The organism is Pseudonocardia asaccharolytica DSM 44247 = NBRC 16224 (assembly GCF_000423625.1).
Taxonomy (GTDB): Bacteria; Actinomycetota; Actinomycetes; order Mycobacteriales; family Pseudonocardiaceae; genus Pseudonocardia; species Pseudonocardia asaccharolytica.
In genome coordinates this window covers 210907-236442 of the sequence record NZ_AUII01000001.1, presented here as the reverse complement: position 1 = coordinate 236442, position 25536 = coordinate 210907, and the positions used below count along the sequence as shown (strand labels likewise).

The 25536-nt window shown below is 70.7% G+C and carries 27 protein-coding genes; 8 read left to right on the top strand and 19 right to left on the bottom strand.

Going from position 1 to position 25536, the window contains the following annotated elements:
* Positions 1 to 24 precede the first annotated feature (24 nt).
* Together G567_RS0101145 and G567_RS26105 are read right to left on the bottom strand one after the other, a co-directional pair.
* A complete protein-coding gene (locus G567_RS0101145) occupies positions 25 to 486 on the bottom strand; it encodes a universal stress protein (protein WP_028928515.1) in 462 nt (153 codons plus the stop codon).
* A gap of 16 nt (positions 487 to 502) precedes the next feature.
* Positions 503 to 1891 (bottom strand): MFS transporter, encoded by a 1389-nt coding sequence (locus G567_RS26105; RefSeq protein ID WP_084795648.1) that lies wholly within the window; start codon positions 1889 to 1891, stop codon positions 503 to 505.
* A 241-nt stretch (positions 1892 to 2132) separates the two neighbouring features.
* Between G567_RS26105 and G567_RS0101135 the strand changes: the two genes are divergently transcribed.
* Positions 2133 to 2525, top strand: coding sequence for a RidA family protein (locus G567_RS0101135; protein WP_028928514.1), 393 nt, complete (start codon positions 2133 to 2135; stop codon positions 2523 to 2525).
* Between the two features lie 19 nt (positions 2526 to 2544).
* On the opposite strand, the gene rarD is transcribed toward G567_RS0101135, so the two are convergent.
* Genes rarD through G567_RS0101120 form a run of 3 tightly spaced genes read right to left on the bottom strand, consistent with a single transcriptional unit; the run spans position 2545 to position 4610 of the window.
* Positions 2545 to 3477: an EamA family transporter RarD gene (gene rarD / locus G567_RS26100; RefSeq protein ID WP_084795647.1), complete on the bottom strand. Its 933-nt coding sequence runs from the start codon at positions 3475 to 3477 to the stop codon at positions 2545 to 2547.
* A gap of 27 nt (positions 3478 to 3504) precedes the next feature.
* Positions 3505 to 4332, bottom strand: coding sequence for a DODA-type extradiol aromatic ring-opening family dioxygenase (locus tag G567_RS26095; RefSeq protein WP_084795645.1), 828 nt, complete (start codon positions 4330 to 4332; stop codon positions 3505 to 3507).
* Positions 4320 to 4610 carry a hypothetical protein gene (locus tag G567_RS0101120; RefSeq protein WP_028928513.1) on the bottom strand — a complete coding sequence of 97 codons (291 nt, stop codon included), beginning with the start codon at positions 4608 to 4610 and terminating at the stop codon, positions 4320 to 4322. Before G567_RS0101120 ends, G567_RS26095 begins: the two co-directional genes overlap by 13 nt.
* Before the next feature lie 225 nt (positions 4611 to 4835).
* Here G567_RS0101120 and G567_RS26090 point away from each other — a divergent pair, with 225 nt between their 5' ends.
* The 4 genes from G567_RS26090 (at position 4836) to G567_RS0101100 (ending at position 10971) form a co-directional block, all read left to right on the top strand.
* Positions 4836 to 5882, top strand: coding sequence for an amidohydrolase family protein (locus G567_RS26090; protein ID WP_084795643.1), 1047 nt, complete (start codon positions 4836 to 4838; stop codon positions 5880 to 5882).
* 103 nt (positions 5883 to 5985) lie between these two features.
* The gene (gene ppdK, locus G567_RS0101110; RefSeq protein WP_028928512.1) at positions 5986 to 8721 is read left to right on the top strand and encodes a pyruvate, phosphate dikinase; all 2736 of its coding nucleotides are present in this window, start codon (positions 5986 to 5988) and stop codon (positions 8719 to 8721) included.
* Positions 8722 to 8923: 202 nt separating this feature from the next.
* The gene (locus G567_RS0101105) at positions 8924 to 10174 is read left to right on the top strand and encodes an LLM class flavin-dependent oxidoreductase (protein ID WP_028928511.1); all 1251 of its coding nucleotides are present in this window, start codon (positions 8924 to 8926) and stop codon (positions 10172 to 10174) included.
* A gap of 11 nt (positions 10175 to 10185) precedes the next feature.
* Complete coding sequence (locus G567_RS0101100; protein ID WP_028928510.1) at positions 10186 to 10971, top strand: alpha/beta fold hydrolase; 786 nt, start codon at positions 10186 to 10188, stop codon at positions 10969 to 10971.
* A 43-nt stretch (positions 10972 to 11014) separates the two neighbouring features.
* Here the strand turns inward: G567_RS0101100 and G567_RS26085 are convergent, their stop codons facing one another.
* Together G567_RS26085 and G567_RS0101090 are read right to left on the bottom strand one after the other, a co-directional pair.
* Positions 11015 to 11953 (bottom strand): EamA family transporter, encoded by a 939-nt coding sequence (locus tag G567_RS26085; protein WP_051232018.1) that lies wholly within the window; start codon positions 11951 to 11953, stop codon positions 11015 to 11017.
* Positions 11954 to 11970: 17 nt separating this feature from the next.
* Positions 11971 to 12666, bottom strand: coding sequence for a M50 family metallopeptidase (locus G567_RS0101090; protein WP_028928509.1), 696 nt, complete (start codon positions 12664 to 12666; stop codon positions 11971 to 11973).
* A 78-nt stretch (positions 12667 to 12744) separates the two neighbouring features.
* On the opposite strand from G567_RS0101090, the gene G567_RS0101085 reads away from it, so the two are divergent.
* A complete protein-coding gene (locus G567_RS0101085) occupies positions 12745 to 13656 on the top strand; it encodes a helix-turn-helix domain-containing protein (protein ID WP_028928508.1) in 912 nt (303 codons plus the stop codon).
* A 28-nt stretch (positions 13657 to 13684) separates the two neighbouring features.
* Here G567_RS0101085 and G567_RS0101080 read toward each other — a convergent pair whose 3' ends face one another.
* The 6 genes from G567_RS0101080 to G567_RS0101055 form a co-directional block, all read right to left on the bottom strand.
* Complete coding sequence (locus G567_RS0101080) at positions 13685 to 14017, bottom strand: hypothetical protein (RefSeq protein ID WP_028928507.1); 333 nt, start codon at positions 14015 to 14017, stop codon at positions 13685 to 13687.
* Complete coding sequence (locus tag G567_RS26080) at positions 14014 to 14475, bottom strand: hypothetical protein (protein ID WP_161631651.1); 462 nt, start codon at positions 14473 to 14475, stop codon at positions 14014 to 14016. Before G567_RS26080 ends, G567_RS0101080 begins: the two co-directional genes overlap by 4 nt.
* Before the next feature lie 105 nt (positions 14476 to 14580).
* A complete protein-coding gene (locus tag G567_RS0101070; RefSeq protein ID WP_028928506.1) occupies positions 14581 to 14778 on the bottom strand; it encodes a hypothetical protein in 198 nt (65 codons plus the stop codon).
* Positions 14775 to 15386, bottom strand: coding sequence for a hypothetical protein (locus G567_RS0101065; RefSeq protein ID WP_028928505.1), 612 nt, complete (start codon positions 15384 to 15386; stop codon positions 14775 to 14777). Before G567_RS0101065 ends, G567_RS0101070 begins: the two co-directional genes overlap by 4 nt.
* Positions 15383 to 15901, bottom strand: coding sequence for a hypothetical protein (locus G567_RS0101060; RefSeq protein WP_028928504.1), 519 nt, complete (start codon positions 15899 to 15901; stop codon positions 15383 to 15385). Before G567_RS0101060 ends, G567_RS0101065 begins: the two co-directional genes overlap by 4 nt.
* 1 nt (position 15902) lies before the next feature.
* Entirely contained in the window at positions 15903 to 16661 is a 759-nt protein-coding gene (locus G567_RS0101055) for a hypothetical protein (protein ID WP_028928503.1), read from the bottom strand.
* Positions 16662 to 16906: 245 nt separating this feature from the next.
* Here G567_RS0101055 and G567_RS0101050 point away from each other — a divergent pair, with 245 nt between their 5' ends.
* The gene (locus G567_RS0101050; protein ID WP_028928502.1) at positions 16907 to 17131 is read left to right on the top strand and encodes a hypothetical protein; all 225 of its coding nucleotides are present in this window, start codon (positions 16907 to 16909) and stop codon (positions 17129 to 17131) included.
* 54 nt (positions 17132 to 17185) lie between these two features.
* On the opposite strand, the gene G567_RS0101045 is transcribed toward G567_RS0101050, so the two are convergent.
* From G567_RS0101045 to G567_RS0101020, 6 genes are all read right to left on the bottom strand, one after another.
* The gene (locus G567_RS0101045) at positions 17186 to 17935 is read right to left on the bottom strand and encodes a succinate dehydrogenase/fumarate reductase iron-sulfur subunit (RefSeq protein WP_028928501.1); all 750 of its coding nucleotides are present in this window, start codon (positions 17933 to 17935) and stop codon (positions 17186 to 17188) included.
* Complete coding sequence (locus G567_RS0101040) at positions 17932 to 19875, bottom strand: fumarate reductase/succinate dehydrogenase flavoprotein subunit (protein WP_028928500.1); 1944 nt, start codon at positions 19873 to 19875, stop codon at positions 17932 to 17934. Before G567_RS0101040 ends, G567_RS0101045 begins: the two co-directional genes overlap by 4 nt.
* 13 nt (positions 19876 to 19888) lie before the next feature.
* Positions 19889 to 20689: a hypothetical protein gene (locus G567_RS0101035; protein WP_028928499.1), complete on the bottom strand. Its 801-nt coding sequence runs from the start codon at positions 20687 to 20689 to the stop codon at positions 19889 to 19891.
* A 243-nt stretch (positions 20690 to 20932) separates the two neighbouring features.
* The gene (locus G567_RS0101030) at positions 20933 to 21688 is read right to left on the bottom strand and encodes a succinate dehydrogenase/fumarate reductase iron-sulfur subunit (RefSeq protein WP_028928498.1); all 756 of its coding nucleotides are present in this window, start codon (positions 21686 to 21688) and stop codon (positions 20933 to 20935) included.
* The gene (locus G567_RS0101025; RefSeq protein ID WP_028928497.1) at positions 21685 to 23628 is read right to left on the bottom strand and encodes a fumarate reductase/succinate dehydrogenase flavoprotein subunit; all 1944 of its coding nucleotides are present in this window, start codon (positions 23626 to 23628) and stop codon (positions 21685 to 21687) included. The genes G567_RS0101030 and G567_RS0101025 overlap by 4 nt, the downstream gene beginning before the upstream one ends.
* 1 nt (position 23629) lies before the next feature.
* Positions 23630 to 24340, bottom strand: a complete 711-nt coding sequence (locus G567_RS0101020; RefSeq protein WP_261763843.1) for a succinate dehydrogenase cytochrome b subunit — start codon at positions 24338 to 24340, stop codon at positions 23630 to 23632.
* Positions 24341 to 24428: 88 nt separating this feature from the next.
* Here G567_RS0101020 and G567_RS0101015 point away from each other — a divergent pair, with 88 nt between their 5' ends.
* Positions 24429 to 25373 (top strand): LysR family transcriptional regulator, encoded by a 945-nt coding sequence (locus G567_RS0101015; protein WP_028928495.1) that lies wholly within the window; start codon positions 24429 to 24431, stop codon positions 25371 to 25373.
* The last annotated feature ends 163 nt before the right edge of the window (positions 25374 to 25536 follow it).

The following is a 25536-nucleotide window of genomic DNA, read 5'->3' as shown; positions in this document are numbered from 1 at the left end:
GCCGTCGGGCGCTGACGGCCGGGTCTACTGCGGCGGCCGCGCCAGCAGGATCGAGCACGGCGGGCGGTGCCGGATCACGTGCTCGGCGACGCTGGACCGGAATGCGTTGCCCGGTCCGCGATGGTGCTGATGCCCGAGCACGATGAGGTCCACGTCGTGTTCCTTCGCGCGCTGCAGGATGACCTCGGCGATATCGTGCTCGGTCGCGCCCACGATCTCCCCGTGGGCGTTGATGCCGACGGCGCAGAGCCGGTCGATCAGCTGCTGCACGGCTTGGCGGTTCACGGTTTCGATGTCGTCGTCGGCGGTCCGCACCCCGAGACCCGACCCGCCGGTGATGTCGCCGGGGACGATGTGTTCCCGCGCGACGTGCAGCACGTACACGGTTGCCCCGGTCAGCTTGCCGATCTGCTCGGTGCGCTGCAGGGCGGACCTGTTCTCCTCGGTGGGCGTCGCGTCGATCGCCACGAGGATCCGGTCGTACATCTCGCTCCCCCTTCCGTCACGTGGTGGTGGGCCCGGTGGTAGCGGCCGGCACGAGCGGTGTCGGCTCGATTCGGGTCGTACGCAGCTCACGCGGGGCCCGGGCGACCGGCACCAGCAGGGTCAGGACCAGACCCAGCACGCCCAGCACGGCGAGGATGTAGAAGATCGAGTTCAGGGCAAGGCCGGCGGCGAGCAGGAAGCCGCCGAGCAGCGGGCCGCCGACACCGCCCAACCTGCCGAACCCGGCGCACCATGCCACCCCGGCGCCCCGGACGTTGGTCCGGTAGTAGTTGGCCACGAAGCCGTAGATCAGCGTCTGGGTGCCGCTCGTGCCCAGCCCGACGATCGCCACGATGAGCAGGAGCACCCCGAGCGGGACGTTCAGGGTGAGCAGGGCGATGGACACCGCGCCGATCAGGAAGGCGGCCGCGACCACCGGCTTGGGCCCGAACCGGTCGGCCACCCGGGAACCGGCCAACGCGCCGAGTACCGCCCCGCCGTTGAGCACCAGCAGGAACGACAGCGAACCCTTCGCGTTGAAGCCCGCACGGAGCATGAGTTCGGGTAGCCAGGTGTTCAGCGAGTAGACCAGTAGCAGGCCGGTGGCACTCACCAGGCCGAGCACCAGGGTGGGCAACAGGTACGGGGGACGGAAGAGCCCCGCGAACCCGGCACGCCCGGTGCCGGCCGCGGGTGCGGCCTGCGCGGCGACCGCAGGAACCTCCTCGGGAACCGGCACACCGGTCCGCTCGGCGATCGCGCGGGCCTCCTCGAGACGGCCACGGGCGGCCAGCCAGGCCACCGATTCGGGCATCTTGAAGTAGGCCAGTGGCAGCAGCGTGACCAGCGGCAACGCTCCGATCCAGAACATGCCGCGCCACCCGATCACGCCCAGCAGCAGGATGGCCAGCAGCGCGGCCAGCAGGCTGCCCAGCGGCACCCCGGAGTAGGTGATCGCGTTGGCCTGGTTCTTCCGCCCCGCGGGAGCGTACTCGGACACGATGGCTCCGGTCGTGGCCACCAGAGCGCCGATGGCGAGGCCGGTCAGGAACCGCATCAGCCCGAACAGCGTCGTGCTGGCTGTCAGCGCGGTGAGACCCATCCCGACGGAGAACCAGGCGTAAGAGGCGAGCATCACCTTCCGCCTGCCGATGATGTCGCCGACGCTCCCGGCGAGCAGTGCCCCGACCAGGACTCCGATCAGCGCGTAGCTGCCGAGCGCCCCGGCGACCGCGGGGGTCACGGTGCCGATCTCGTCCGGGTTGCGGAGGAAGGTCGAGACCACCGTGCCGTAGACGACGAGGTCGTAGCCGTCGAAGATCAGCCCTATCGTCGCCAGACCCACGACCCATGCCACGGTGCGGCGGCGCCGGGCGTCGAGCCCGGAAGCCGTTGTCAGCGTCATTCCGACCTCCTTCGAAGTACACGGTGTGAACAGGGTCGCCGGGTACCCGGGGAACACCTAGCTCGCGGCGGGACAGTTCCATCCAGTGGAGCGGCCGCCGGTCCGCTGCCTCGTCCGCCGCAGCGGGGACGACGCAAACGCTGAGTTCGGCGCCGGGCACCGCTGGGTACCCTCCCGGCGCGAAGCGACGGGTCGCGGGGCGACGCTCGGCGTCCGGAACACCCGACCGAGGAGCGAAGACATGGCCACCGTCGAGGAATATGCCGCACCCGGCGTCTACGACCCGCCGTCCTACGCCCAGGCCGTCAAGGTCACCGGAGCCCGGACGATCCTGTTCGTCTCCGGGCAGGTCGCCTACGACGACGACGGCGAGCCTGCCCACGGGCGGGACTTCGCCGCCCAGGCCAGATCGGTCTTCCGGGCACTGCAGGCCCAGGTCGAGGCGGGCGGCGGCACGCTTCGTGACATCGTCAAACTCACCACCTACCTCACCGACATCCGCTACCGGACGGAGCTGATCCCGATCCGCGAGGAATTCTTCGGTCCGAAGACACCGGCCGCCACGCAGGTGGCGGTCAGCGCGCTCGGCCGGCCGGAGTGGCTGATCGAGATCGAGGCGATCGCTGTGCTGTAGGTTGCCGGCCTCGCGGCGCTCAATGCGCGTCGGCGGCGACCGCCGGGAGGTCGGCCCCCGCCCCGGCGCCTCGGCCCGCGCCTGCCTGCCGCACCAGATCGGCGGTGAAGATCATCAGGGCGAGCCACACCAGGCCGAACCCGATCCACCGGGACGGCGACATCGGCTCGCGGACCACCGCCACTCCCCAGATGAACTGGAGGGTGGGCGTGAGGTACTGCAGCACCCCGATCGTGCTGAGCGGGATCCGCCGGGCGCCCGCCGCGAACAGCAGCAGCGGCACCGCGGTCACCGGACCGGACGCCATCAGCAGCAGCGCGTGCCCGAGACCGTGGTCGCCGAAGCTCCCGCTGCCGGTGGCTCCGAGCCAGAGCAGCCAACCGATCGCCAACGGCCCGAGGAGCATTCCCTCCGCCGTCAAACCGGCGCGCCCGCTGAGCGGGACGGTCTTCTTGAGCAGCCCGTAGAGACCGAACGTCCCGGCCAGCACGAGCGACAGCCAGGGCACCACGCCGCTCCCCACGCTGATCACCAGGACGGCCGCCAGCGCCGCCGCCAGCGCCGCCCACTGCGCGCGACGCAGCCGTTCGCCCAGTACCGTCACCCCGAGCAGGACGCTGACCAGTGGGCTCACGTAATAGCCCAGTGCGACGTCGACGACGTGGTCGATGGCCACGCCATAGATGAAAGTGCCCCAGTTGGCGGCGATGAGGACGGCCGCCGCCGTGATCAGCAGCCAGCCGCGGCCGCTCAGCTTCCGCAGCTCGGACCAGCCGCGGACCGCGGTCAGCACGACCGCCATCAGCACCAGCGTCCAGGCGATCCGGTGACCCAGCACCTCCACCGGCCCGGTTGGTTCCAGCAGCGGCCAGAACGCCGGGAACAGACCCCAGAGGGTGTAGGCGCCGACGGCGAACGCCACGCCGCCGTAGTCGGGGGGTGACCCGGCCATCCGCCGCTGCGCTCCTCCCCGTGCCGGTCAGCGCGGTGTCTCCCAGTGCGCCACGGCCATGCCGGTGATCCACGGATGGATGGGTTCGTAGGCTAGCGTGTGGGCCCGGACCGGCTCGACGGCCCCCGCCACCGCGACCCAGCTTCGGATCTCATGGCTGCCGTTGCCGGCCAGCTCGATCTCGCTGTCCGGCATGTCCAGCACCTGCTCCAGCTCCCCGCGCTCCAGGCGCCCGAGGAACCAGCGGTCGAACTCCTCGTCGATATCGCCGACGCGTGGGGTGCCGATCCAGTGCGACAGCCCGCCGGCACCGATCACCGCGACCCTGGTCTGCCCGGGATAGGAGCGGATCGCATCGCCGACCGCCCGGCCGAACTCGTAGGCCCGGCGCACCGGCATCAGCGGCGGCACCGCACAGTTCTGCACGATCGGGACCAGCGGCAGCGTCATCCGGGGATCCAGCTCGTGGTACACGGTCATGATCCCGTGGTCGAGCTCGAGCTGGTGGGAGAACGCCGGGTCGAAACCCGACGCCAGGGTGTGCTCGGCGATGTGCGTCGCCAGCCCCGGATGCCCCGGGATCCACACCTTCTCGATCGGCAGCCACTCCTCGGTCGGGCCCCAGTTCCGCTCGCCGACACCGATGCAGATCTGCGGGAAGTTCTCCAGGAAGAAGTTGGTGAAGTGCTCGTTGGACAGCACGACACAGACCTGGACCCCGCGGGCGGCGGCCTCGTCACGCAGCTGGTCGAGGGCCGCGAAGAAGTTGTTCCGCTGCTCCTCGGGAGCGGCCATCCGCGCCGAGGACATCATCGGCGCGTGCGAGGAGCAGTAGGCCAGGACTATCTCTGCCATCGGCCCCTCCGCTGCTGTGGGACCCCGAACGGCTCCAGGATCTTCCGGTAGTCGTCCCGGGCATACCCCGCTGCCCGGCAGTAACGGTTGAGCAGCACCGGGTGCAGCCCCAACCGGTACATCGCCGCGACATCCTGCGATTCGAACGCCGCTCGCTCCTCGTCGGTCAGCTGGTAGCCCGCCGTGTCGAAGGCCGCCCGGCCACCGCCGGCCGCGCTGCCCACCTCACCGACCCGCACCCAGTCGTATACGCACCGGTGCAGCTGATAGAGGCTCATCGGCGTCGCCCACTTCCACCCGATGCCGGCGTCCCCACCAATGGATCTTCGGCCAACAGTCTCCCACCCATCGGGGTGACCGCGCTGCGTCGGCAGTCGGGCTTCCGACCAGTGAGAGCCGCTGGCCCGGCCCGCTCACCGGGGCCACAGTGACTGATCAACTCGGGTAGGACGGGAGGGCTTGATGTCGGCTCGCGGGTTCGGTGCCGAGGCTCGAGGGCGACCATGACGACGCGGCCGGGAACGGCGCTGGACGTGCACGCCCACGCGATGCCGATGCCGCTGCTGGAACGCCTCGCCGACCGGGGCCTCGCGGACCTGTCCGGGGTGTCCGCCGCGGTGCTGCGGCTGGACCCGCGGGTGAGCGGAGTTGCCGCCGGGACTCCGCTGCCGCTGGCCCGGTCACAGTACGACGTCGCGGCGCGACTGGCCGAGATGGACGACGCGGGGGTCATCAACCACGCCGTCTCACTCCCGCCCTTCCTGTTCTGCTCGACCGCGGACGAGCCGCAATTCGTCTCCGACATCGTGCGCCATGGCAACGACGAGCTCACGGTGTACGTGACCGGCGCCGCGGATCGGCTGTGCGGCCTCGGTTCGGTGCCTCTGGGGTGGCCGGGAGCGGCCGACGAGGCCCGGCGGTGTCTGGACGAGCTCGGTACGGCCGGTATCGCGATCGGCAGCCGGGGCGCGGGCCGGGAGCTCGACGACGCGGTCAACGACGAGCTGTGGTCGTTCCTCGCGCAGCGGCGGGTGCTCGTCTTCCTGCATCCGAGCGGGATTCCGGACCCGCACCGCCAGCGGGACTTCTGGCTGCCCCAGCTCGTCGGCTACCCGATGGAGACCGCCCTCGCGGTGGCCCGGCTGATCTTCGGCCGGGTACTGGAGCGCTACGGGCTGCTGCTCTGCCTCGCGCACGGTGGCGGGTGCCTGCCGTCGCTGCGCGGCCGGCTCGACCTCGGGTGGGAACGCAAGGACGTGGCGCGGACCACCGCGGTCCCGCCCAGCGAGCTGACCGAGCGCCTGTACTACGACACCGCGGTGTTCTCCTCGACGCTGCTGCGCAGGCTGATCGAGGACGTCGGGGCCGACCACGTCCTGCTGGGCACCGACCACCCCTTCGAGCTCGGTGACCGCAACCCGCTGGAGACGGTGCGCACCCTCGGCCTCGACCGGGCAGCCACCAGGTCGGTGCTGTGGGACAACGCGGCCGGCCTGCTGGGGCCTTCGGTGTCGAGCGGCGTCCTGCGGTCGCCGCCGGGGCGGGAGTAGATCTGCTACCCGAAACGCGCGGTACTGGTGTTGAGTGATTCCGTCACGGCAGTCGCAGTGGGGGAGGCTCGCACATGGGGATGCACGGTCCGGTGGTGCGCCGATGACCGCGACGTCGCTGTCTCGGGCTGCACAGTTGGTGTTCGACTTCGCCGAGGGTGACCGCACCCAGGCCGACCTGCTCGGCGGCAAGGGCGCCAATCTCGCGGAGATGACCAGGCTGGGTCTGCCGGTGCCGCCCGGTTTCACGGTGACCACCGAGGCCTGCCGGCACTATCTGGCCCGCGGCACGGAACCGCCGACGCTGCGCGAGCAGGTGACGGCGGCGCTGCGCAGGTTGGAGGACAGGCTCGGCCGCAGGCTCGGCGACGCCGAGGAGCCGTTGCTGGTGTCCGTGCGGTCCGGGGCGAAGGTCTCGATGCCGGGGATGATGGACACGATCCTCAACGTCGGCCTCAACGACCATTCGGTCAAGGGACTCGCGGCGGCGGCGCAGGACGAGCGCTTCGCCTGGGACTCCTACCGCAGGCTGGTCCAGATGTTCGGCAGGACTGTGCTGGGTATCCGCGGGGGGCTCTTCGACGACGCGTTGACGGCCGCGAAGGCCCGGGCCGGGGTGGCGACCGACGTGGAGGTGCCTGCGACCGGGCTGCGCGATCTGGTCGAGACGTTCAAGCACATCGTCGCCACCGAATCGGGGCGCGAGTTCCCACAGGATCCGCGCGAACAGCTCGATCTGGCCATCCGCTCGGTGTTCGACTCCTGGAACACCGAGCGGGCCCGGATCTACCGCAGGCGCGAACGCATCCCGCACGATCTGGGCACCGCGGTGAACGTCTGCGCGATGGTCTTCGGCAACCTCGGCGAGACCTCCGGTACCGGCGTCGCGTTCACCCGCGACCCGGCCACCGGGCGCCCCGGCGGCTACGGCGACTATCTGGCCAACGCGCAGGGTGAGGACGTCGTCGCAGGGATCCGCAACACGATGTCGCTGCAGGACCTGGCGAGGCAGGACCCGGCGTCGCACGCCGAGCTGATGCGCATCATGCGCCGGTTGGAGGCGCACTACCGGGACCTGTGCGATGTCGAGTTCACGGTCGAGCGCGGGAAACTGTGGATGCTGCAGACCCGGATCGGCAAGCGCACCGCGGCCGCGGCGTTCCGCATCGCCGCCCATCTCGTCGACGAGCACGTCATCACCCTGGACGAGGCCCTCACCCGGGTGACCGGCGATCAGCTGGCGCAGCTGATGTTTCCGCAGTTCGATCCCGGCGCCGCCGGCACCCTGCTCACCAGGGGGATGGCGGCGTCGCCGGGCGCGGCGGTGGGCGAGGTGGTGTTCGACTCGGCGACGGCGATCAGCAGGGCGGCGGCCGGCGCGCGGGTGCTGCTGTGCCGGCGCGAGACCAGCCCCGACGATCTCGAGGGCATGATCGCCGCGGCCGGGGTGCTCACCAGCCGGGGCGGCAAGACCTCGCATGCCGCGGTGGTGGCCCGCGGGATGGGCCGGACCTGTGTCTGCGGCGCCGAGGAGATCGACATCGACGCCGAGCAGCGCGTCCTGCGCGTCGGCGATGTCGTGATCGCGGAGGGGGACGTCGTGTCGATCGACGGCTCGACCGGCGAGGTCTTCGCCGGCGAGCGGCCCGTGGTCCCCTCTCCCGTGGTGACCTACCTCGAGCACGGCCTCGACACCGCGGTCGAGGGCCTCGACGCCGACGCCGCGGACCTGGTGCGCGCGGTCGACCGGTTGTTGCGGCATGCGGACGAGACCCGGCGGCTGGCGGTACGGGCCAACGCCGACACCGCCGAGGACGCCGCCCGCGCGCGGCGGCTCGGTGCGCAGGGCATCGGTCTGTGCCGCACCGAGCACATGTTCCTCGGCGAGCGCCGGGTGCTCATCGAGCGACTGGTCCTCGCCGAATCGGCCGACGCTCACGCCGAGGCGCTCGCCGCCCTGCTGACCCTGCAGCGCGACGACTTCCTCGAACTGCTCACCGCGATGGACGGGTTGCCGACCACGATCCGGCTGCTCGACGCCCCGCTGCACGAGTTCCTGCCCGACCGCACCGAGCTCGCCGTGCGGGTCGCCGTCGCCGAGGCGACCGGGGGCACGGTCGATCCGCAGGACGAGCGGCTGCTCGGCGCCGTCCAGCGCCGGCACGAGTCCAACCCCATGCTCGGGCTGCGCGCGGTCCGGCTCGCGCTGGTCGTGCCCGGCCTGTTCGCGATGCAGGTGCGCGCGATCGCCGAGGCCGCCGCGGCGCGCATCGCCGCAGGCGGGCGGCCGCGGGTGGAGATCATGGTGCCGCTGGTGGCCTCGGTGATGGAGCTGCACCTGGTCCGCGGCGAGATCGATGGCGTCATCGCCGAGGTCGCCGAGCGCGCGGGGGTGGCCCTCGACATCCCGGTCGGCACGATGATCGAGCTGCCGCGGGCGGCGCTGACCGCTGACCGGATCGCCGAGGCCGCCGAGTTCTTCTCCTTCGGAACCAACGACCTGACCCAGACGACCTGGGGTTTCTCCCGGGACGACGTCGAGGCCGAGATCTTCGCCAGCTATCTGGAGCAGGGCGTGTTCACGGTGTCGCCGTTCGAGTCGCTGGACCGCGACGGGGTGGGGTCTCTCGTCCGGATGGCCGCCGCCGCGGGCCGCCGCACCCGGCCGGGTCTCCCGCTGGGGGTCTGCGGCGAACACGGGGGCGACCCCGGCTCGGTGCGTTTCTTCCACGACGCCGGGCTCGACTACGTCTCCTGCTCGCCCTACCGCATCCCGGTCGCCCGCCTCGAGGCGGGCCGGGCGGCGCTGGGCGACGATCCGGGGGACGCCACCGCGTGACCATTCGCCGGACAAAGGTGGATCTTGTCTCGCGAGTAATGCGGTCGACTGTCGGTAAGCATTGACAACTGCGTAGCAGGTTGTTTGACTCGACGAACGTGTCCGGCATCACAGACCGGTGACGGGGCGTTGCGTTGTCGTGTCCAGAGACCGGCGAGAACCACTTCCAGACCCACCGGCATGGCCCCACGAAGGGATGACAATGAAGTCGATCTTCTTCCATCTTATGCCCTACCGCGACCTGCCTGCGGATTTCGAGACACGCTACGAGAGCATTTGGGTAACCCCACCCAATACCGAGCTGTGCGACCCGAAACAGGTTGCTCAGTACTATCAGTGGAATCTCGACGAACTCGAGCTCGCCGACCGGCTCGGCTTCGACGGCGTCGGGGTCAACGAACACCACCAGAACGGCTACGGGTTCATGGCCTCGCCGAACATCATGGCCGCCGCCCTGGCCCGGCGGACGCCGAACAACAGCGCGATCATGGTGCTGGGCAACACGCTGGCGCTGTATCAGCCGGCCACCCGGGTGGCCGAGGAGTTCGCGATGATCGACGTGCTCTCCAACGGACGGCTCGCTGCCGGCTTCCCCGTCGGGACCTCGATGGACGTCAACTTCTGCTACGGCGTTCCGCCGACCCAGACCCGCCCGCGCTTCCGCGAGGCGGAGGACCTGATCATCCAGGCATGGACACGGCCGGGCCCGTTCAGCTTCAACGGCCGCTACAACCAGCTCCGCTACGTCAACCCGTGGCCGCAGCCGCTGCAGAAACCCCACCCGCCGGTGTGGCTGGCCGGTGGCGGGTCCGTGGAGACCTGGGAACTGGCCGGGAAGAAGGACTACACCTACAGCTATCTGTCGTTCTTCGGGGCTAAGTTCGGCAAGAAGCTGATGGACGGATTCTGGAACAAGATGGACGAGATGGGCGTCGACCGGAATCCGTTCCGCGCCGGGTTCGCCCAGCAGATCTGCGTCTCGGAGACCGACGAGCGGGCCGAGAAAGAATACCTGGAGCATTGCTCGTACTTCTTCAAGAAATGCCTGCACATTCCCCCGTATTTCTTCGAGGCCCCCGGCTACCGGACCCGCAAGAGCACCGAGTTCGCGATCAAGACGAACCAGCCAGGCGATATCGCCGCGGCCGCGGCGCTGGAGAAGGACTGGAAGACCCTCAACGAGCAGGGCTTCATCATCGGCGGCAGCCCGGCCACCGTCGCCGACCGCCTCATCGAGGCCGCGAAGACCCTGCGGGTGGGCAACCTGCACGCACTGCTGCAGATCGGCTCGATGCCGCACGAGCTGACCAAGAAGAACATCACCCTGTTCGCCGAGGAGGTGCTGCCCCGCATCCGGCACATCTGGGACGACGAGGGCTGGACCCACCGCTGGTGGCCGGAGGGTGCCGCCGACCGTGCCGCCACCGCAGCGCCCGCCGGCGCCAAGGCCTGAGGAGAACCGCCATGACCACCACCGCAACCTCCGAGGTCAGCGAGCGCATCGTCGAGGTCGGCAAGATCCGGGCCCGGGTCCTGGTGGCCGGCACCGGCGACCCGGTGCTGTTCCTGCACGGCGCCGGCGGGCTGTTCTGGGACCCGTTCCTCGACGCGCTGGCCGCCGGGCACACCGTCTACGCCGTCGAACATCCCGGCGGGGGCGACTCCGACGCGCTGACCCACCTGCCCGGGATCTGGGAGCTTGTGCTGTTCTACGACGAACTGCTCGACGTTCTCGGGCTCGACACGGTTCAGGTCGTCGGGCATTCGTTCGGTGGCATGGTCGCCGCCGAGCTGGCGTCCAACAGCCCGCGACGGGTCACCAGGCTCGTGCTCGTCGCGCCGATCGGCTTCTGGCGCGACGACACCCCGATCCCGGACATCGCCGGCATCCCGCCGGACTCGCTGCCCGGACTCGTGCTGGCCGACCCGACCAGCCCGCTCGCCGCCATGCTCACCCCGCCTGCGGACGACCCGCAGGCGCTGTTCGAGGCCGCCATGCGGATGGCCAGCATTCTGCATTTCATCTGGCCGATCCCCGACAAGGGCCTGGAGCGCCGCATCCACCGGGTGAGCGCGCCGACGCTGCTGATCTGGGGCGCCCAGGACAAGCTGGTCGACCCGGTCTACGCCGAGGAGTTCCGCTCCCGGCTGCGCGACTCGCGGCTGGAGATCATCGACGGTGCCGGGCACCTCCCCCAGCTGGAGGCGCCGGACGCCGTGCGCGCGCACGTGCTCGGCTTCCTGAGCTGAGCCGCGGCACGCCCCCGGGCGGCCGAGGCCGCCCGGGGGCTCGTCAAAACGATCGGAGGGCGGACGCCGCCGGTTGGGCGCTTCGGGTTGCGACGACGCCCGCGAGGATCAGCACCCCGCCGACCACCTGTGCCGATCCCGGAACCTCCGCCAGCAACAGCCACGCCGCCAGCCCCGAGGCCACCACCTCGAGCAGGCCCACCAGCGAGCCCCGCGAGGCGCCGATCCGGACGATGGCGGCGACCCCGGTCAGATAGGCGAGCACGGTGGAGACCAGCACGAGCACCGCGGTGGCCGCGAACCAGCCGACGTCGGTGCCGCCGAGCACCACCCCCGTCACGGCCGGGTCGACGACGATGGGCAGCAGCCCGGCCGCGCCGAGCAGCGCCACCGTCACCGCGCCGACACTCATCCCCACCCCGGCGAGCACCAGCGGCGGGGTCGCGGCCTGAGCCCGGTCGGCGACGAGGAAGTACGACGCCTGGCAGAACGCGGCCGCCAGCCTCCAGGCCACGCCCTCCCAGCGCAGCCCGCCCCCCGTCCAGATCTCCACGACGAACGAAAGCCCCATCATCGCGACCAGCCCGCCGAGCAGGGTCCGTCCGCTGGGTGGCTGCCGCCGCACCAGCCACACCCAGGCGACCACCAGCACCGGGCCCAGGTACTCCAGCAGCAACGCGACGCTGACCGGCAGGTAGCGCACCGCGTTGAAGAAGGCCACCTGCATGCCCGCCATCGCGAGCACGCCGTAGGTCAGCAGCGCGGGCCCGTCGGCGCGAACCGCCGCGACCACGCCGGGCCGCAGCACCGCGAACAGCACCAGCAGCACGGCCGCGGCGCCGCCCAGCCGCACGAGCACCGCCCCGTTCGCCGACCAGCCGGCCTCGATCAACGCCTTGGCGACCGGGCCGGAGAGCCCGAACGAGACCGCGGAGAGCACCGCGAGCCCGAAACCGGCCGACAGTGTGCGCTCTGGGTACAAGCCTGCTGCCCTTTCCGTCAGATCCGGACCAGCAGCACCCACACCGCGATGATCAGTGCCGCTGTGCTCAGCAACCAGAACAGGGCGGCCCACATTCCGGCCGGAACCCCAGTGAGCCGGGCGAGCTGATCGGCGTCAGAATCGCGGTAGCGCCCGCGCCGCCGGCCGCGCTGCAGCTCGCGGACCGCGCGCAGCCCGCCGAACAGCAGGAACCAGCACAGCGCGGCGGCGAAGGCGATCCGGACGTCCGGCGGGGCGGCGTAGGCGACGGCCCCGACCACCCCGCCGGTGCCCACGACCGCGAGCACCCCGAACGCGTTGCGGATGTGGATCAGCGTCGCGACGAGCAGCCCGGTGGCGATCCAGAGCAGCACGCCGGCCCGGTCGGCGGCCACCAGCAGCGCCCCCGCCAATCCGAGCAGCGAGGGTGCCGGATAGCCACCGAGGAAGGTGAGGACCAGGCCGATCCCGTGACCCGCGCCGGTGGAATGGGTGACCCCGGAGGTGTCGGCGTGCAGCCGGATGCCGGTCAGCCCGCGGCCGGTGAGCACGGCCGAGATCGCGTGGCCACCCTCATGGGCGATCGTCACGACGGTGCGGGTGAGCCGCCACGATGCCGTCCACAGCACCACGACCAGCGCGAAAACCCCGGCGCCCAGCACGGCGGGGCGGTCGGCGGCGGTCTGCAGCGCCAGCGGGAGGTCCTCGAGCACGGGCCCAGTCTGTCAGCGCGATCCGAGCCGGCGATTCCCACTTGACCTTCCAGCCACTGGAACCTTCAGGGTGTTCCCATGACCTCAACGACCGCGGGGCCCACGCTGCTCACGATCGGCCAGCTCGCCCGCCGATCAGGCGTACCGGTCCGCACCATCCGGTTCTGGTCGGACGCCGGTGTGCTGCCGCCGACCGACCGATCGACCGGCGGATACCGCCGCTACGACGCGGCCGCGGTCGCGCGGCTCGACCTCGTGCGCACCCTACGCGAGCTCGGGCTGGGCCTCGACCAGATCCGCGCGGTGCTGCTGCGTCGCAGGCGCGTCGACGAGGTCGCCGCCACGCACATTCACGCCATCAACAGCCAGATCCGTGCTCTGCGGGTACAGCGCGCCGTGTGCACGCTGCTCGCCCGCGGCGGGCACACCGAACGGGAGATAGCCCTGATGAACGATCTCGCGCGCCTGTCGGCCGCGCAGCGCCAGCAGGTGATCGACGACTTCGTCGAGCACGTCTTCACGGGGACCGATCCGGAGGCACCCGGGGCGGGAATCGCGACCGCGATGCGTCAGCTGCCGGCCGAGCTGCCCGAGGAGCCGACGACCGAGCAGGTCGAGGCCTGGGTGGAGCTGGCCGAACTGGTCGCCGACCCGTCCTTCCGGGCCAGGGCCCGGGAGATGGCGGTGGCCGGCTCGGCGGCCGAGCAATCCCCGCAGGTCGACGCCGCCGCGGTGGCCGAGCATGCCGGCGGTGCGCTCGCCGCCGGTGTCGATCCGGGCTCGCCCGAGGCCGCGGCCGTGCTGGAGCGGATCGGGGTCGGGGATCTCGACCCGTCCGCGCGGGCCGAGGTCGCCGAGCGGATCGCCACGTTCACCGACCGCCGCGTGGAGCGGTACTGGACCCTGTTCGGCAGGCTCAACGGCTGGCCGCAGCGGCCCGCGTCCGTCCCGGCGTTCGAGTGGTTCATCGCGGCGCTGCGCGCCTTGTGAGCGTTGCGTAACGCACTGGCGGTCCTGTTCACGCACGGGCGCGCAGCGCACTGCGCAGCAGCCGGACCGCCTGCCGGGCGGACCCGGGGCGAAGTACCGGCAGCACGCCGACCGCCCCGGTCAGCCCCGGCCACCAGCGCACCGAGCCGTCCCGGCGCACGACGCCGATCGCGGGTGCCGCACACGCGGTGACGGCCGGGTGCGCGCGCAGGTTCGGATAGATGCCGGGCAGCTGTGGGTCCCGGCACGAGCGCACCTTGACCCGGACCGACACGCAGTCCGGCAGCTCGCGAGCGATCCGGGAACAGTGCGGGCAGCCGACGTCGTAGACGACCACGAGTTCACGGATACCGCGGGTCATGCGTGCAGCGTCGCAACCGTCAGCGCCGCCACGCAGGTGAGGGCCAGCGCCGGACGCACCACCGGTTCGGCGCGCGCCCACAGATCCGACCAGCCGCCGTCGTCGCTCCACGCGTTGGACAGCAGCGGCATCATGAACCGGCCCACCGCGAACCCGGCGGCCAGCGCGAACGCCGTGGGGAACGGCACGACCAGCACGACCGCCAGCAGCGCCAGATGCGGCAGCGCCGAGGGCGAGTAGGTGCGCATCCCGGTGCCCATCTCGAAGCCGAACTGCAGCGCGCCCCACTCGCCGAGATGCTGCACCCGCTCGGGCACGAGCCGGGCGTTCTGAGGGATCCGAAACCGCAGCACGCCGACCTCGCGGGCCAGCACGATCAGCGCCGCGACGCCGAAGATCACCCAGCGCACCGGGGCGGGCACCAGCGCCTGCGGCAGCGCGCCGGCGACCGCGCCCACGAACGCCACCGTCACCGCGCCCAGCAGCAGACCGGCACCGAAGTACGGGAGAACGGGCTTGTCGCGCCAGACCGACGCGCTCAGCAGGAATGCCGAGTTGTGGCTTCAGGTGGAGCCCGAGTTGGCGAACCCGGCGGCCGCGCCGGCGACCGCGACGAGCAGCAGCACCGCCGCAGCCACCGCGACCCCGTGCTCCGCGGTGAACGCCGAGGCCGTCGCCACCCCCGCGATGGCCAGCAACGCGAGGGCCGTACTGAGCGGATGCAGCGGCCAGCGCGCCCTCCGCGGCGTCGGCAGGCTCACCCGAACAGCCCGCCGAGCACCGGCTTTTTCGGCGGCTGAGCCGGCTCCGGCGCCGGCGCCGCCTCGGCCGGGGCGTCGGTCGGCAGCTCGCATGCCGCGATGGTGAGGCTGGTGTACTCGGTGCCATCGGGCCATCTCGCGGTCGTGACCGCGTCGGAGCAGCGATAACCGTGCCAGCGCCAGGCGTTGCGACCGTCGCAGTTCGTGGCGAGCCGGGTCGAGACATACCGCTCGTCCCGGGCGCTGTGCTCACCCTCCCGGTGGTAACCACCGGAGCAGGGATAGCTGCCTCGCCGCCACCCTCCGTAGCAGACCGCGGGGCCGCCCGACCACCAGTTGTTGGCCTCCTCGTCGTAGGACTCGGGCATGCACGACAGGAACTCGGAGCGGTCGCCGCTGGCGGTGCCCCCCTCGGGAGCGGCCGTGGCGCCGCGGCGGCTGAGCCACCAGTCCAGCGGTACCAGCGCGCTCGCCGCGGCGGCGATCACGAGACCGCGCAGGACGGTCCGCCGGCTCGGCCGGTAGGACCGGATGCGCGCCACCACCGCACTCGGCCGTGCCTCTGCGGGCGGGGCCGCGATGCTGGGGATGTCGTCCAGGCGCGTCATGGCCGGGTGGTCACCTCTTGTGCTCGGGTCAGGTCCAACAGTAGCGATCGGACATTCGTGTCCGGATAGACGAAGCTGCGATGCACGATCGTCCCGGCGGCGTCCACGACGAGCACGGTCGGCGAATAGCCCTCGTAGAGATCGGCGCGGGCGGTGAGATCGGCGAGCAGTTCGGCGCGCCCGCCGGCCCCGGCGTCGGGCAGGTCGCCGACCCGGTCGACGAGCCCCACGAACCGTGCGTCCCGACGTTCGGCGGCGGCCGCCCGGACCGCGTCCCACACCCCGTGGCAGAGCGCGCAGTCGCCGTCGAGGACGGCGACGACGGCGAGCCGCTCGCCCGGACCCGGCCGGACCGCGGCCGGACCCGGGCGTCCGACGAGCGGCGCATACCCGGACAGCTCCGCGCGGCGGCCCGCCTCCAGCGCCCGGACCCTGGCATACACGGCAACAAGCGCCACCAGCGCAAACAGGGCGATCAGCAGCGCGAGCAGGGCGATGGCCAGCGGCACCGACACCTCAACGGCTCCAGCGCACCGCGATCGCGCCCAGGGCGTCGACGATCCGCTCCTCGGTCAGCTCGATCGTGGAACGGCCCGACTCCGGGCCCTGTAGCACGAGATCCATCACGGCGCTGTCGCCGGCCAGCAGATAGCGCCACTGGTGCGGGGTGCCGGCGACCAGCGCGGCCAGCCCGGGGTCGAGCAGCCGCTCGCCGCGCCACAGTTCGCCACCGGGCAGGCGCAGCCCGGCCCAGTCCGGGAGCGTGGGCAGTGCGTCGGCGGCCGGCCGGACCATGAGCGTCGCGGCGGGGGCGCGCCCGATCAGCGTGTCGTCCGCCTGGCGGACGAGCAGGTCCGAGGTCGGCCTCAGGGTCGCCCCGATCGGCGAGTCGGCGAAGCTGAACGTGGCGAGCAGCCGCGACAGCCCCGCGTCGTCCGGGGCGGGGCCGCCGAACCAGGTCGTCGCCTCGTTGTAGGGGCCGGCGAACACCAGCGCGGCATCCGACCGGTCGGGGGCGGAGAACAGCACGGCGTCGTAGCCGCGGAACGAGCGTCGGGTCTGCACGGCGCCGGGCAGGACGTGGGTCGGGATCACCCGGTGCTCCCCCGCCGGCGCGAGAAAGAACTGACGGGCCATCCGCGGACCGGTGAACCGGGTGTTGCCGTACCAGCGGAACGGGCCGAAGGCCGCGGGCAGCGTCAGATCGACCGGGGACCCTGATGCGGCGACCCGCGAGACGTCGATCTTCCCCACGGACAGCTCCGTAGCCGCCATCTGCCTGCCTTTCATCGGGTGCCGGGCCGCTGCGGCCGGGATGCGGACGGGCCCGGGACGTCGTCCTCGCGCTCCGTGCTGATCAACGACCGAGCCGCACGGGCGTCACGCTGCAGGGGAGGCGACCACCGGATTGGCCTAGTGCGATCCGGACGAACGGGGACGAGTGGTGCGAGACGACACCGCCAGGCTGCGACGTCGGTAGCGTGGCAGTACGCCGTTCCCCCCAACCGGGAGGTCACCCGATGAACGAGTCCGGACAGCAGCCGCCCGCCCCCGACTACGACGACAAGGGCGTCCCCGGCTTCGACTTCGTCCGGGACAAGATCGAAGGCCGGTACGCGACGTCGCTGGGAGCGGGCGAGCTGGCCGAGGACACCGAGGCGGCGCGTTCCCTGGCCGAGCAGCAGGAGGACCGCGAGAAGGCCGCGAAGGACCGGCTGGAGCAGATCCGGAAGTCCCTGGGCTGATCCTCCTGTGAGTGCGTCACAGTGTTAGAACACTGTGACGCACTCACAGGGGGGTCAGCGGCGGCGACGGATCTTGTTGCCCAGCCAGATGAGCGGGTCGTACTTGCGGTCGACCACCCGCTCCTTCATCGGGATGATCCCGTTATCGGTGATCTTGATGTGCTCTGGGCAGACCTCGGTACAGCACTTGGTGATGTTGCAGTAGCCCAGGCCGTGCTCGTCCTGCGCCGCCTCGGTGCGGTCGCCGACGTCGAGCGGGTGCATCTCCAGCTCCGCGAGGCGGATGAAGAATCGCGGGCCGGCGAACGCCTGCTTGTTCTCCTCGTGGTCACGCACCACATGGCAGACGTTCTGGCACAGGAAGCACTCGATGCACTTGCGGAACTCCTGGCCGCGGCCGACGTCCACCTGCTGCATCCGGTACTCGCCGGGCGCCAGGTCCGGCGGCGGCGCGAAGCTCGGGATCTCGCGCGCCTTCGTGTAGTTGAACGACACGTCGGTGACCAGGTCCCGGATCACCGGGAACGTCCGCAGCGGGGTGACCGTGATGACCTCGTCGGGCTCGAAGGTCGACATCCGGGTCATGCACATCAGCCGTGGCCTGCCGTTGATCTCCGCGCTGCACGAGCCGCACTTGCCCGCCTTGCAGTTCCAGCGGACGGCCAGGTCGCCCGCCTCGGTCTGCTGCAGTCGGTGAATGATGTCGAGGACGACCTCGCCCTCGTTGACCTCCGCCGGATAGTCGACGAGCTCGCCCTTTTCCGAATCGCCCCGCCAGACCCGGAAATGCGCCCAGTAGCTCATTGCTTCGCCTCCCCGGAGCTCGCGCCATCGGCTCGGTGGCCGTCCAGCTCCTCGCCGGTGTAGTACTTCTTGAGCTCATCGAGATCGAACAGGTCGAAAAGGTCCGATCGCATCCGGACCTGCTCCTTGCGGACGATCTCGACCGGGTCGTCGCTGTCCTCGCCTCCCACCGACGCCGAGCAGACCAGCAGCACGTTGCGCCACTCGGAATCCATCACCGGGAAGTCGTCGCGGGTGTGCCCACCGCGGCTCTCCTGCCGCTCCAGCGCCGCCTTCGCGACGCACAGCGACACGAGCAGCATGTTGCGCAGGTCCAACGCCAGATGCCAGCCCGGGTTGAACTCCCGGTGCCCCGACACCCGGACGGTCCGGGCGCGCGCGGCGATGCCCTCGAGCTTCTTGAGCGCCGTCTCCATCTCGTCGGCCTTGCGGATGATGCCGACGAGCTCGTGCATCGTCTTCTGCAGCTCCAGCTGGACGACGAACGGGTTCTCCCCGCCATCGGTGGCGCTGGAGAACGGCAGCATCGCCCGGTTGGCGGCGGCGGTGACGGTGTCCTGCTCGACCGCCGGACGGGTGCCGAGCGAGTCGGCGTACTCCGCCGCACCGAGGCCGGCGCGCCGCCCGAAGACCAGCAGGTCGGACAGTGAGTTGCCGCCCAACCGGTTCGAGCCGTGCATGCCGCCCGCGCACTCCCCCGCGGCGAACAGACCGGGCACGGTCGACATCGCGGTGTCCGGGTCGACCTCGATACCGCCCATCACATAGTGACAGGTCGGGCCGACCTCCATCGGCTCGGCGGTGATGTCGACGTCCGCGAGCTCCTTGAACTGGTGGTGCATCGACGGCAGCCGCCTGATGATCTCCTCGGGCTTGAGCCGGGTGGAGACGTCGAGGAACACCCCGCCGTGCGGGCTCCCCCGGCCCGCCTTGACCTCGGAGTTGATCGCCCTGGCCACCTCGTCACGCGGCAGCAGCTCCGGTGGACGGCGGTTGTCGTCGGGGTCGGTGTACCAGCGGTCGCCCTCCTCCTCGGTGGTGGCGTACTGCTCCCTGAACACCTCGGGGATGTAGTCGAACATGAACCGCTTGCCCTCGGAGTTGCGCAGCACCCCGCCGTCGCCCCGGACCGACTCGGTGACGAGGATGCCCTTGACCGACGGCGGCCAGACCATCCCCGTGGGATGGAACTGCAGGAACTCCATGTTGATCAGTGTGGCGCCGGCCCGCAGGGCCAGCGCGTGGCCGTCGCCGGTGTACTCCCAGGAGTTCGACGTCACCGAGTAGCTCTTGCCGATCCCGCCGGTGGCCAGCACGATCGCGGGCGCGTCGAACCGGACGAAGCGGCCGTCGTCGCGGAAGTAGCCGAAGCAGCCCGCGATCCGGCCGTCGGCCTTGAACAGCTCGGTGATGGTGCATTCGTGGAAGACGCGGATGCCGGACTCGTAGTCGCCGGTGGCGCGGTGGTCCTCCTGCTGCAGCGACACGATCTTCTGTTGCAGGGTGCGGATCAGCTCCAAGCCGGTCCGGTCGCCGACGTGCGCCAGCCGCGGATAGGTGTGGCCGCCGAAGTTGCGCTGGCTGATCTTCCCGTCCTCGGTGCGGTCGAACAGCGCACCGTAGGTCTCCAGCTCCCAGACCCGGTCCGGCGCCTCCTTGGCGTGCAGCTCGGCCATCCGCCAGTCGTTGAGGAACTTCCCGCCGCGCATCGTGTCGCGGAAATGGACCCGCCAGTTGTCATTCGGATTGACGTTGCCCATCGCGGCGGCGCATCCGCCCTCGGCCATGACCGTATGCGCCTTGCCGAACAGCGACTTGGAGATGATCGCGACGCGCTTGCCCCGGGCGCGGGCCTCGATGGCGGCCCGCAACCCCGATCCACCGGCGCCGATGACGACGACGTCGTAGGCGTGCCGCTCGATCTCAGTGCTCTGAGCCATGGCGCCACCCTCCTCAGTTGATGATGCGCGGGTCGGCGAACCAGCCCGCCGAGACGGCCATGATGTAGAAGTCGGTGATGGCCAGGGTCGCCAGCGTGATCCAGGCCCACTCCATATGCCTGGTGTTGAGCCGGGAGACCAGTCCCCACAGCCGGTACCGCAGCGGATGTCGGGAGAAGTGGTTCAGCCGGCCACCGATGATGCTGCGGCAGGAGTGACAGGACACGGTGTAGATCCACAGCAGCACGACGTTGACGACCAGGATGATGTTGCCCAGCCCGAACCCGAGGCTGCCGTCGGCGTTCTGGAATGCCTTGATCGCGTCATATGTGTTGATCACCGTGATGATCAGCGCGATGTAGAAGAAGTACCGGTGGGCGTTCTGCAGCAGCAGCGGGAACCGGGTCTCCCCGGTGTAGCGGCGGTGCGGCTCCGCGACGGCGCAGGCAGGCGGGGACGCCCAGAACGAGCGGTAGTAGGCCTTCCGGTAGTAGTAGCAGGTCAGCCGGAACAGCAGCAGGAACGGCAGCGAGACCGCGGCATAGGGCAGCCACGGCAGGTCCGGCAGCACGCGGCCGAAATGCGCCGCCTCGGGCACGCAGCCGTAGGAGATGCACGGCGAGTAGAACGGCGACAGGTAGTTGTGGTCCGGCACGAAGTACCACTGCTGCAGGAACACCCGGACCGTGGCGTAGATGACCCACGCCGAGAGGCCGACGAGAGTGGCCAGCGGCGGGAGCCACCAGCGGTCCGTGCGGAGCGTCCGTTCGGCGATCTGCGCCCGGCCGGCGGACGCGTCTGTGGTGGATGACACGTCGGGGAGTCCTCATCTGTTCCAGGCGCCGACGAGGTCCTGGATCAGGTACGCCGCGACGCCGGGCCGTATGGATCTCACGGAGCGTACGACGGAAGTCACATCCGGGCCGGACCCGGGTGAGAACAAAATCACAACAGAGACCGGCATCACACCACTGATGCGGCGTTGCGGGAACGCCGAAATGCCCGGCCCCCAGCGGGGCCGGGCTGCTCGGATCGCGGCGCCCTGCGCCGCCCGCGGTCAGGCGCTGCGGCGGCGCGCCTTCCGGGCGGCGAGGTAGTCGCGGTTGAGCTGGGAGATCACGTCGAGCGGGATCTCCTTCGGGCAGGCGACGGCACATTCGCCGGTGTTGGTGCAGCCGCCGAAGCCCTCGGCATCGTGCTGGGCGACCATCGCCGTCACCCGGCTGTCGCGTTCGGGCTGGCCCTGCGGGAGCTCACCGAGGTGGGTGATCTTCGCCCCGAGGAACAGCGACGCCGAACCGTTGGGGCAGGCCGCCACGCAGGCGCCGCAGCCGATACAGGCCGCCGCGGTGAACGCCCGGTCCGCGTGGTCCTTGGGAACCGGCGTCGCATGGGCGTCCGGGGCGGCGCCGGTCGGTGCGCTGATGTAGCCGCCGGCCTGGATGATCCGGTCGAACGCACCGCGGTCGACGACCAGGTCCTTGATCACCGGGAAGGCGCCGGCCCGGAAGGGCTCGATCGTGATCGTGTCGCCGTCGCGGAAGTGCCGCAGATGCAGCTGGCAGGTGGTCGTCGCCTTCTCCGGCCCGTGCGGCTGGCCGTCGATGACCATGCTGCAGGCCCCGCAGATGCCTTCCCGGCAGTCGTGGTCGAACGCGACCGGGTCCTCGCCCGCCAGCACGAGCTGCTCGTTGAGCACGTCGAGCAGCTCGAGGAAGGACATGTCCGGCGACGCGTCGGCGACGTCGTAGTTGACGATCTTGCCCGGGTCCCCGGCGCTGCGCTGCCGCCAGACCTTGAGATGCACCTTCACTTGTAGCTCCGCTGGCTGGGGGTGACATGTTCGAAGACGAGGTCCTCCTTGTGGAGGATCGGCGCCGTACCGCGGCCGGTGTACTCCCACGCGGCGGCATAGGTGAAGCTCGCGTCGTCGCGGGCGGCCTCCCCCTCGGGGGTCTGGCTCTCCGCGCGGAAGTGACCGCCGCAGGACTCGGTGCGGTGCAGGGCATCCAGGCACAGCAGCTCGCCGAGTTCGAGGAAGTCGGCGACGCGGCCGGCCCGCTCGAGACTCTGGTTGAGCTCGACGCCCGTACCGGGGATCCGGACGTTCTCCCAGAACTCGTTGCGCAGCTCGGGGATCCGGTCGAGCGCCTTGCGCAGACCGGCGTCGGTGCGCTCCATGCCGCAGTGCTCCCACATGATGTGGCCGAGCTCGCGGTGGAAGGAGTCGACGGTGCGCTCGCCGCCGATCGACAGCAGCGTGTCGATCCGCTCGGCGACGTCCGCCTCGGCCTGTTTGACCTCGGGTGCATCCTGGTCCACCTGGATGTGCCCGTTGGTGGCCAGGTACTCGCCGATGGTGTTGGGCAGCACGAAGTAGCCGTCGGCGAGGCCCTGCATCAGCGCGGAGGCGCCGAGCCGGTTGGCGCCGTGGTCGGAGAAGTTGGCCTCGCCGATCACGAACAGCCCAGGAACGGTGCTCTGCAGGTCGTAGTCGACCCACAGTCCACCCATCGTGTAGTGCACCGCCGGGTAGATCCGCATCGGAACCTGGTAGGGATCCTCGCCGGTGATGCGCTGGTACATCTGGAACAGGTTCCCGTACTTCGCGGCGACGGCCGGGCGGCCGAGCCGGGCGATGACCTCGGCGAAGTCGAGATAGACCCCCAGTCCGCCGGGGCCGACGCCGCGCCCGTCGTCGCAGACGTTCTTCGCGGCGCGGGAGGCGATGTCGCGGGGCACGAGGTTGCCGAACGCCGGGTACTGGCGTTCCAGGAAGTAGTCCCGCTCCCCCTCGGGGATGTCGTTGGGATTGCGGTCGTCGCCCTTGCGCTCCGGCACCCACACCCGCCCGTCGTTGCGCAGCGACTCCGACATCAGCGTCAGCTTCGACTGGTGCTCCCCCGAGACCGGGATACAGGTCGGATGGATCTGAGTGTAGCAGGGGTTGGCGAAATAGGCGCCCTTGCGGTGCGCTCGCCAGTTCGCGGTGACGTTGCAGCCCTTGGCGTTCGTCGACAGGTAGAAGACGTTGCCGTAGCCGCCGGTGGCCAGCACGACGGCGTCGCCGAGGTGACTGCGGATCTCACCGGTGATCAGGTCACGGGCGACGATCCCACGGGCGTGGCCGTCGACGACGATCAGCTCGAGCATCTCGTGCCGCGGGTACATCGTGACCCCGCCGGCGTCGATCTGGCGTTCGAGGGCCTGGTAGGCGCCCAGCAGCAGCTGCTGGCCGGTCTGGCCGCGCGCGTAGAAGGTGCGCGAGACCTGGGCGCCGCCGAAGGAGCGGTTGTCGAGCAGGCCGCCGTACTCGCGGGCGAACGGGACGCCCTGCGCGACGCACTGGTCGATGATCTGCCGGCTGATCTCGGCGAGCCGGTGCACGTTCGACTCACGGGCGCGGAAGTCGCCGCCCTTGACCGTGTCGTAGAACAGCCGGTAGACGCTGTCGCCGTCGTTGCGGTAGTTCTTCGCCGCGTTGATCCCGCCCTGTGCCGCGATGCTGTGCGCGCGCCGCGGGCTGTCCTGGTAGCAGAACGAGCTGACCCGGTAGCCCAGCTCGGCCAGGGTGGCCGCCGCCGAACCGCCGGCCAGGCCGGTGCCGACGACGATGATGTGCATCTTGCGCTTGTTGGCCGGGTTCACCAGCTTGACGCCGAACCGGCGGCGCTCCCAGCGGGTCTCGATCGGCCCGTCGGGGGCGGCCCGGTCGACGACCGGCGCACCGACCGTGTAGTCGAGATAGCTCATGTCAGACCAATCCGAAGGTGACGGCGAACGGGACGGCGAGGAAGCCCGCGGTCAGCAACACGGCGAAGACCAGCGCGAACGTCTTCAACGCGTGCTGGGTCGCGGCGTTAGAAAGTCCGATCGTCTGCAGGGCGCTCCAGACACCGTGGCGCACGTGGAAACCGACGGTGACCACGGCGATGACATAGGCGAGGGTCGCGTACCAGTGCGACGGCGCGAAGTCCGCGGCCACATTGTCGTAGACCGCGCCGGGTACGCCGTTCGGGTTGAGCGTGCCCGCGGTGAGGTCGAGCAGGTGGTAGACGACGAACAGCGCGATGATCACCCCGCCCCACCGCATCGTGCGGGCCGCGTAGCTGCCCTGTACCGGCTGGCGGTGGGCGTAGCGGACCGGGCGGGCCGCGCGGGCGCGCCGGGCCAGCACGATCGCCGCGACGATATGCGCGACCACCGACACGGCCAGAACCACGCGGACGATCCACAACATGCCGGTACGGGGCAGCGCCGGCTCCAGCAGCGTGCGCAGCCACTCCGAGTAGCCGTCGAGCGCCTCGGGACCGAAGAAGATCTTCAGGTTGCCGATCATGTGCAGCACCAGATAGAGCAGCATGATCGCGCCGGTCACGGCCATCACGTACTTGAGCAGAACCGACGGCACCCCGGCCCGGCGCTGCGCAGGTGCGCCGCCGGCCGTCCGGGCTCCGCGTGCCACTGTTGTCACCACGTGGGCAGTCGACTACCGCAGCGCGCTGCCGTCCAATGCATCATGGCGACATGATCGATGCACGTAGGCTATAGCTGTGACACTTCAGCAGCTCGCGTACTTCGTTGCCGTGGCGAACGTGCGCAGCTTCACTCGGGCCGCCGAGCAGGTGGGTGTCGCGCAGCCCACACTTTCCCGGCAGCTCAAGGCTCTGGAGGACGATCTCGGCGCCCCACTGATCAACCGCGGACGCGGCGAGCTGGGCCTCACCCCGGCCGGAGAGGCGGTGCTTCCGCTGGCCCGCCGGATGCTCGCCGACGCCGAGAGCGCCCGCACCGCCGTCGCCGAGCTCATCGGGCTGCGCAGCGGCCGGGTCCGGGTCGGGGCCACCCCGTCGCTGTGTATCGGCGTGGTCGCGGACGTGCTGCGGATCTTTCACGAGCAGCACCCGGACGTCCACCTCGAGCTGGCCGAGAACGGCTCGCAGCCGCTGGTACGGGCGCTGGTCCGCGGCGAGCTCGACGTCGCGGTGCTCGTGGTGCCGCGGGAGGGCCTCGATCCGACCCTGGACATCACCCCACTGCTGCGGGAGCGGCTCTCGGTGGCCTCGCCCCGCTCGGGCCGGCCGCCGTCGAGCCGCGGATCGATGTCGGTGACCGAGCTGTCCCGCCGCTCGCTGGTGATGTTCCGCCGCGGCTACGACCTGCGCGAGGTGACCCTGCAGGCCTACGCCGACGCCGGCGTGGAGCCGAAGTTCGCCGTGGAGGGCGGCGAGATGGACGCGGTGCTGCGGATGGTCGAGGCCGGCACCGGGGTGGCCGTGGTGCCCGACCTCGTGTTCGCCGGACGCCCCCGGCTGCGCCGCACCGTGCTCACCCCGCCGCTCTACCGCACCGTCGCTCTGGCCCGGCGCGCCGACATCGCGGCGACCCACGCCGCCGAGGCGTTCTGCGCGACGATGCTGTCGTTCATCGGCGACGTCGCCGCCAGCGGGGGGTTGTCGGCCGATGTGCAGGTGCTGCACCGCTGGCGGGATGGATGAGAGCCGCCAGCCGCCAGGATGATCGCCGTTGGGGAGCCGGGAGCCGCGAATAGCGCGGTTCCTGCCGCCGATCCGGTGATCATGGGCATACCGGTGGCAGTAGCTGACGTGGGAGCCGGAGCCATCTGAGCGGCAACGATCTCCGGTAAAGATGTTCCGTCAG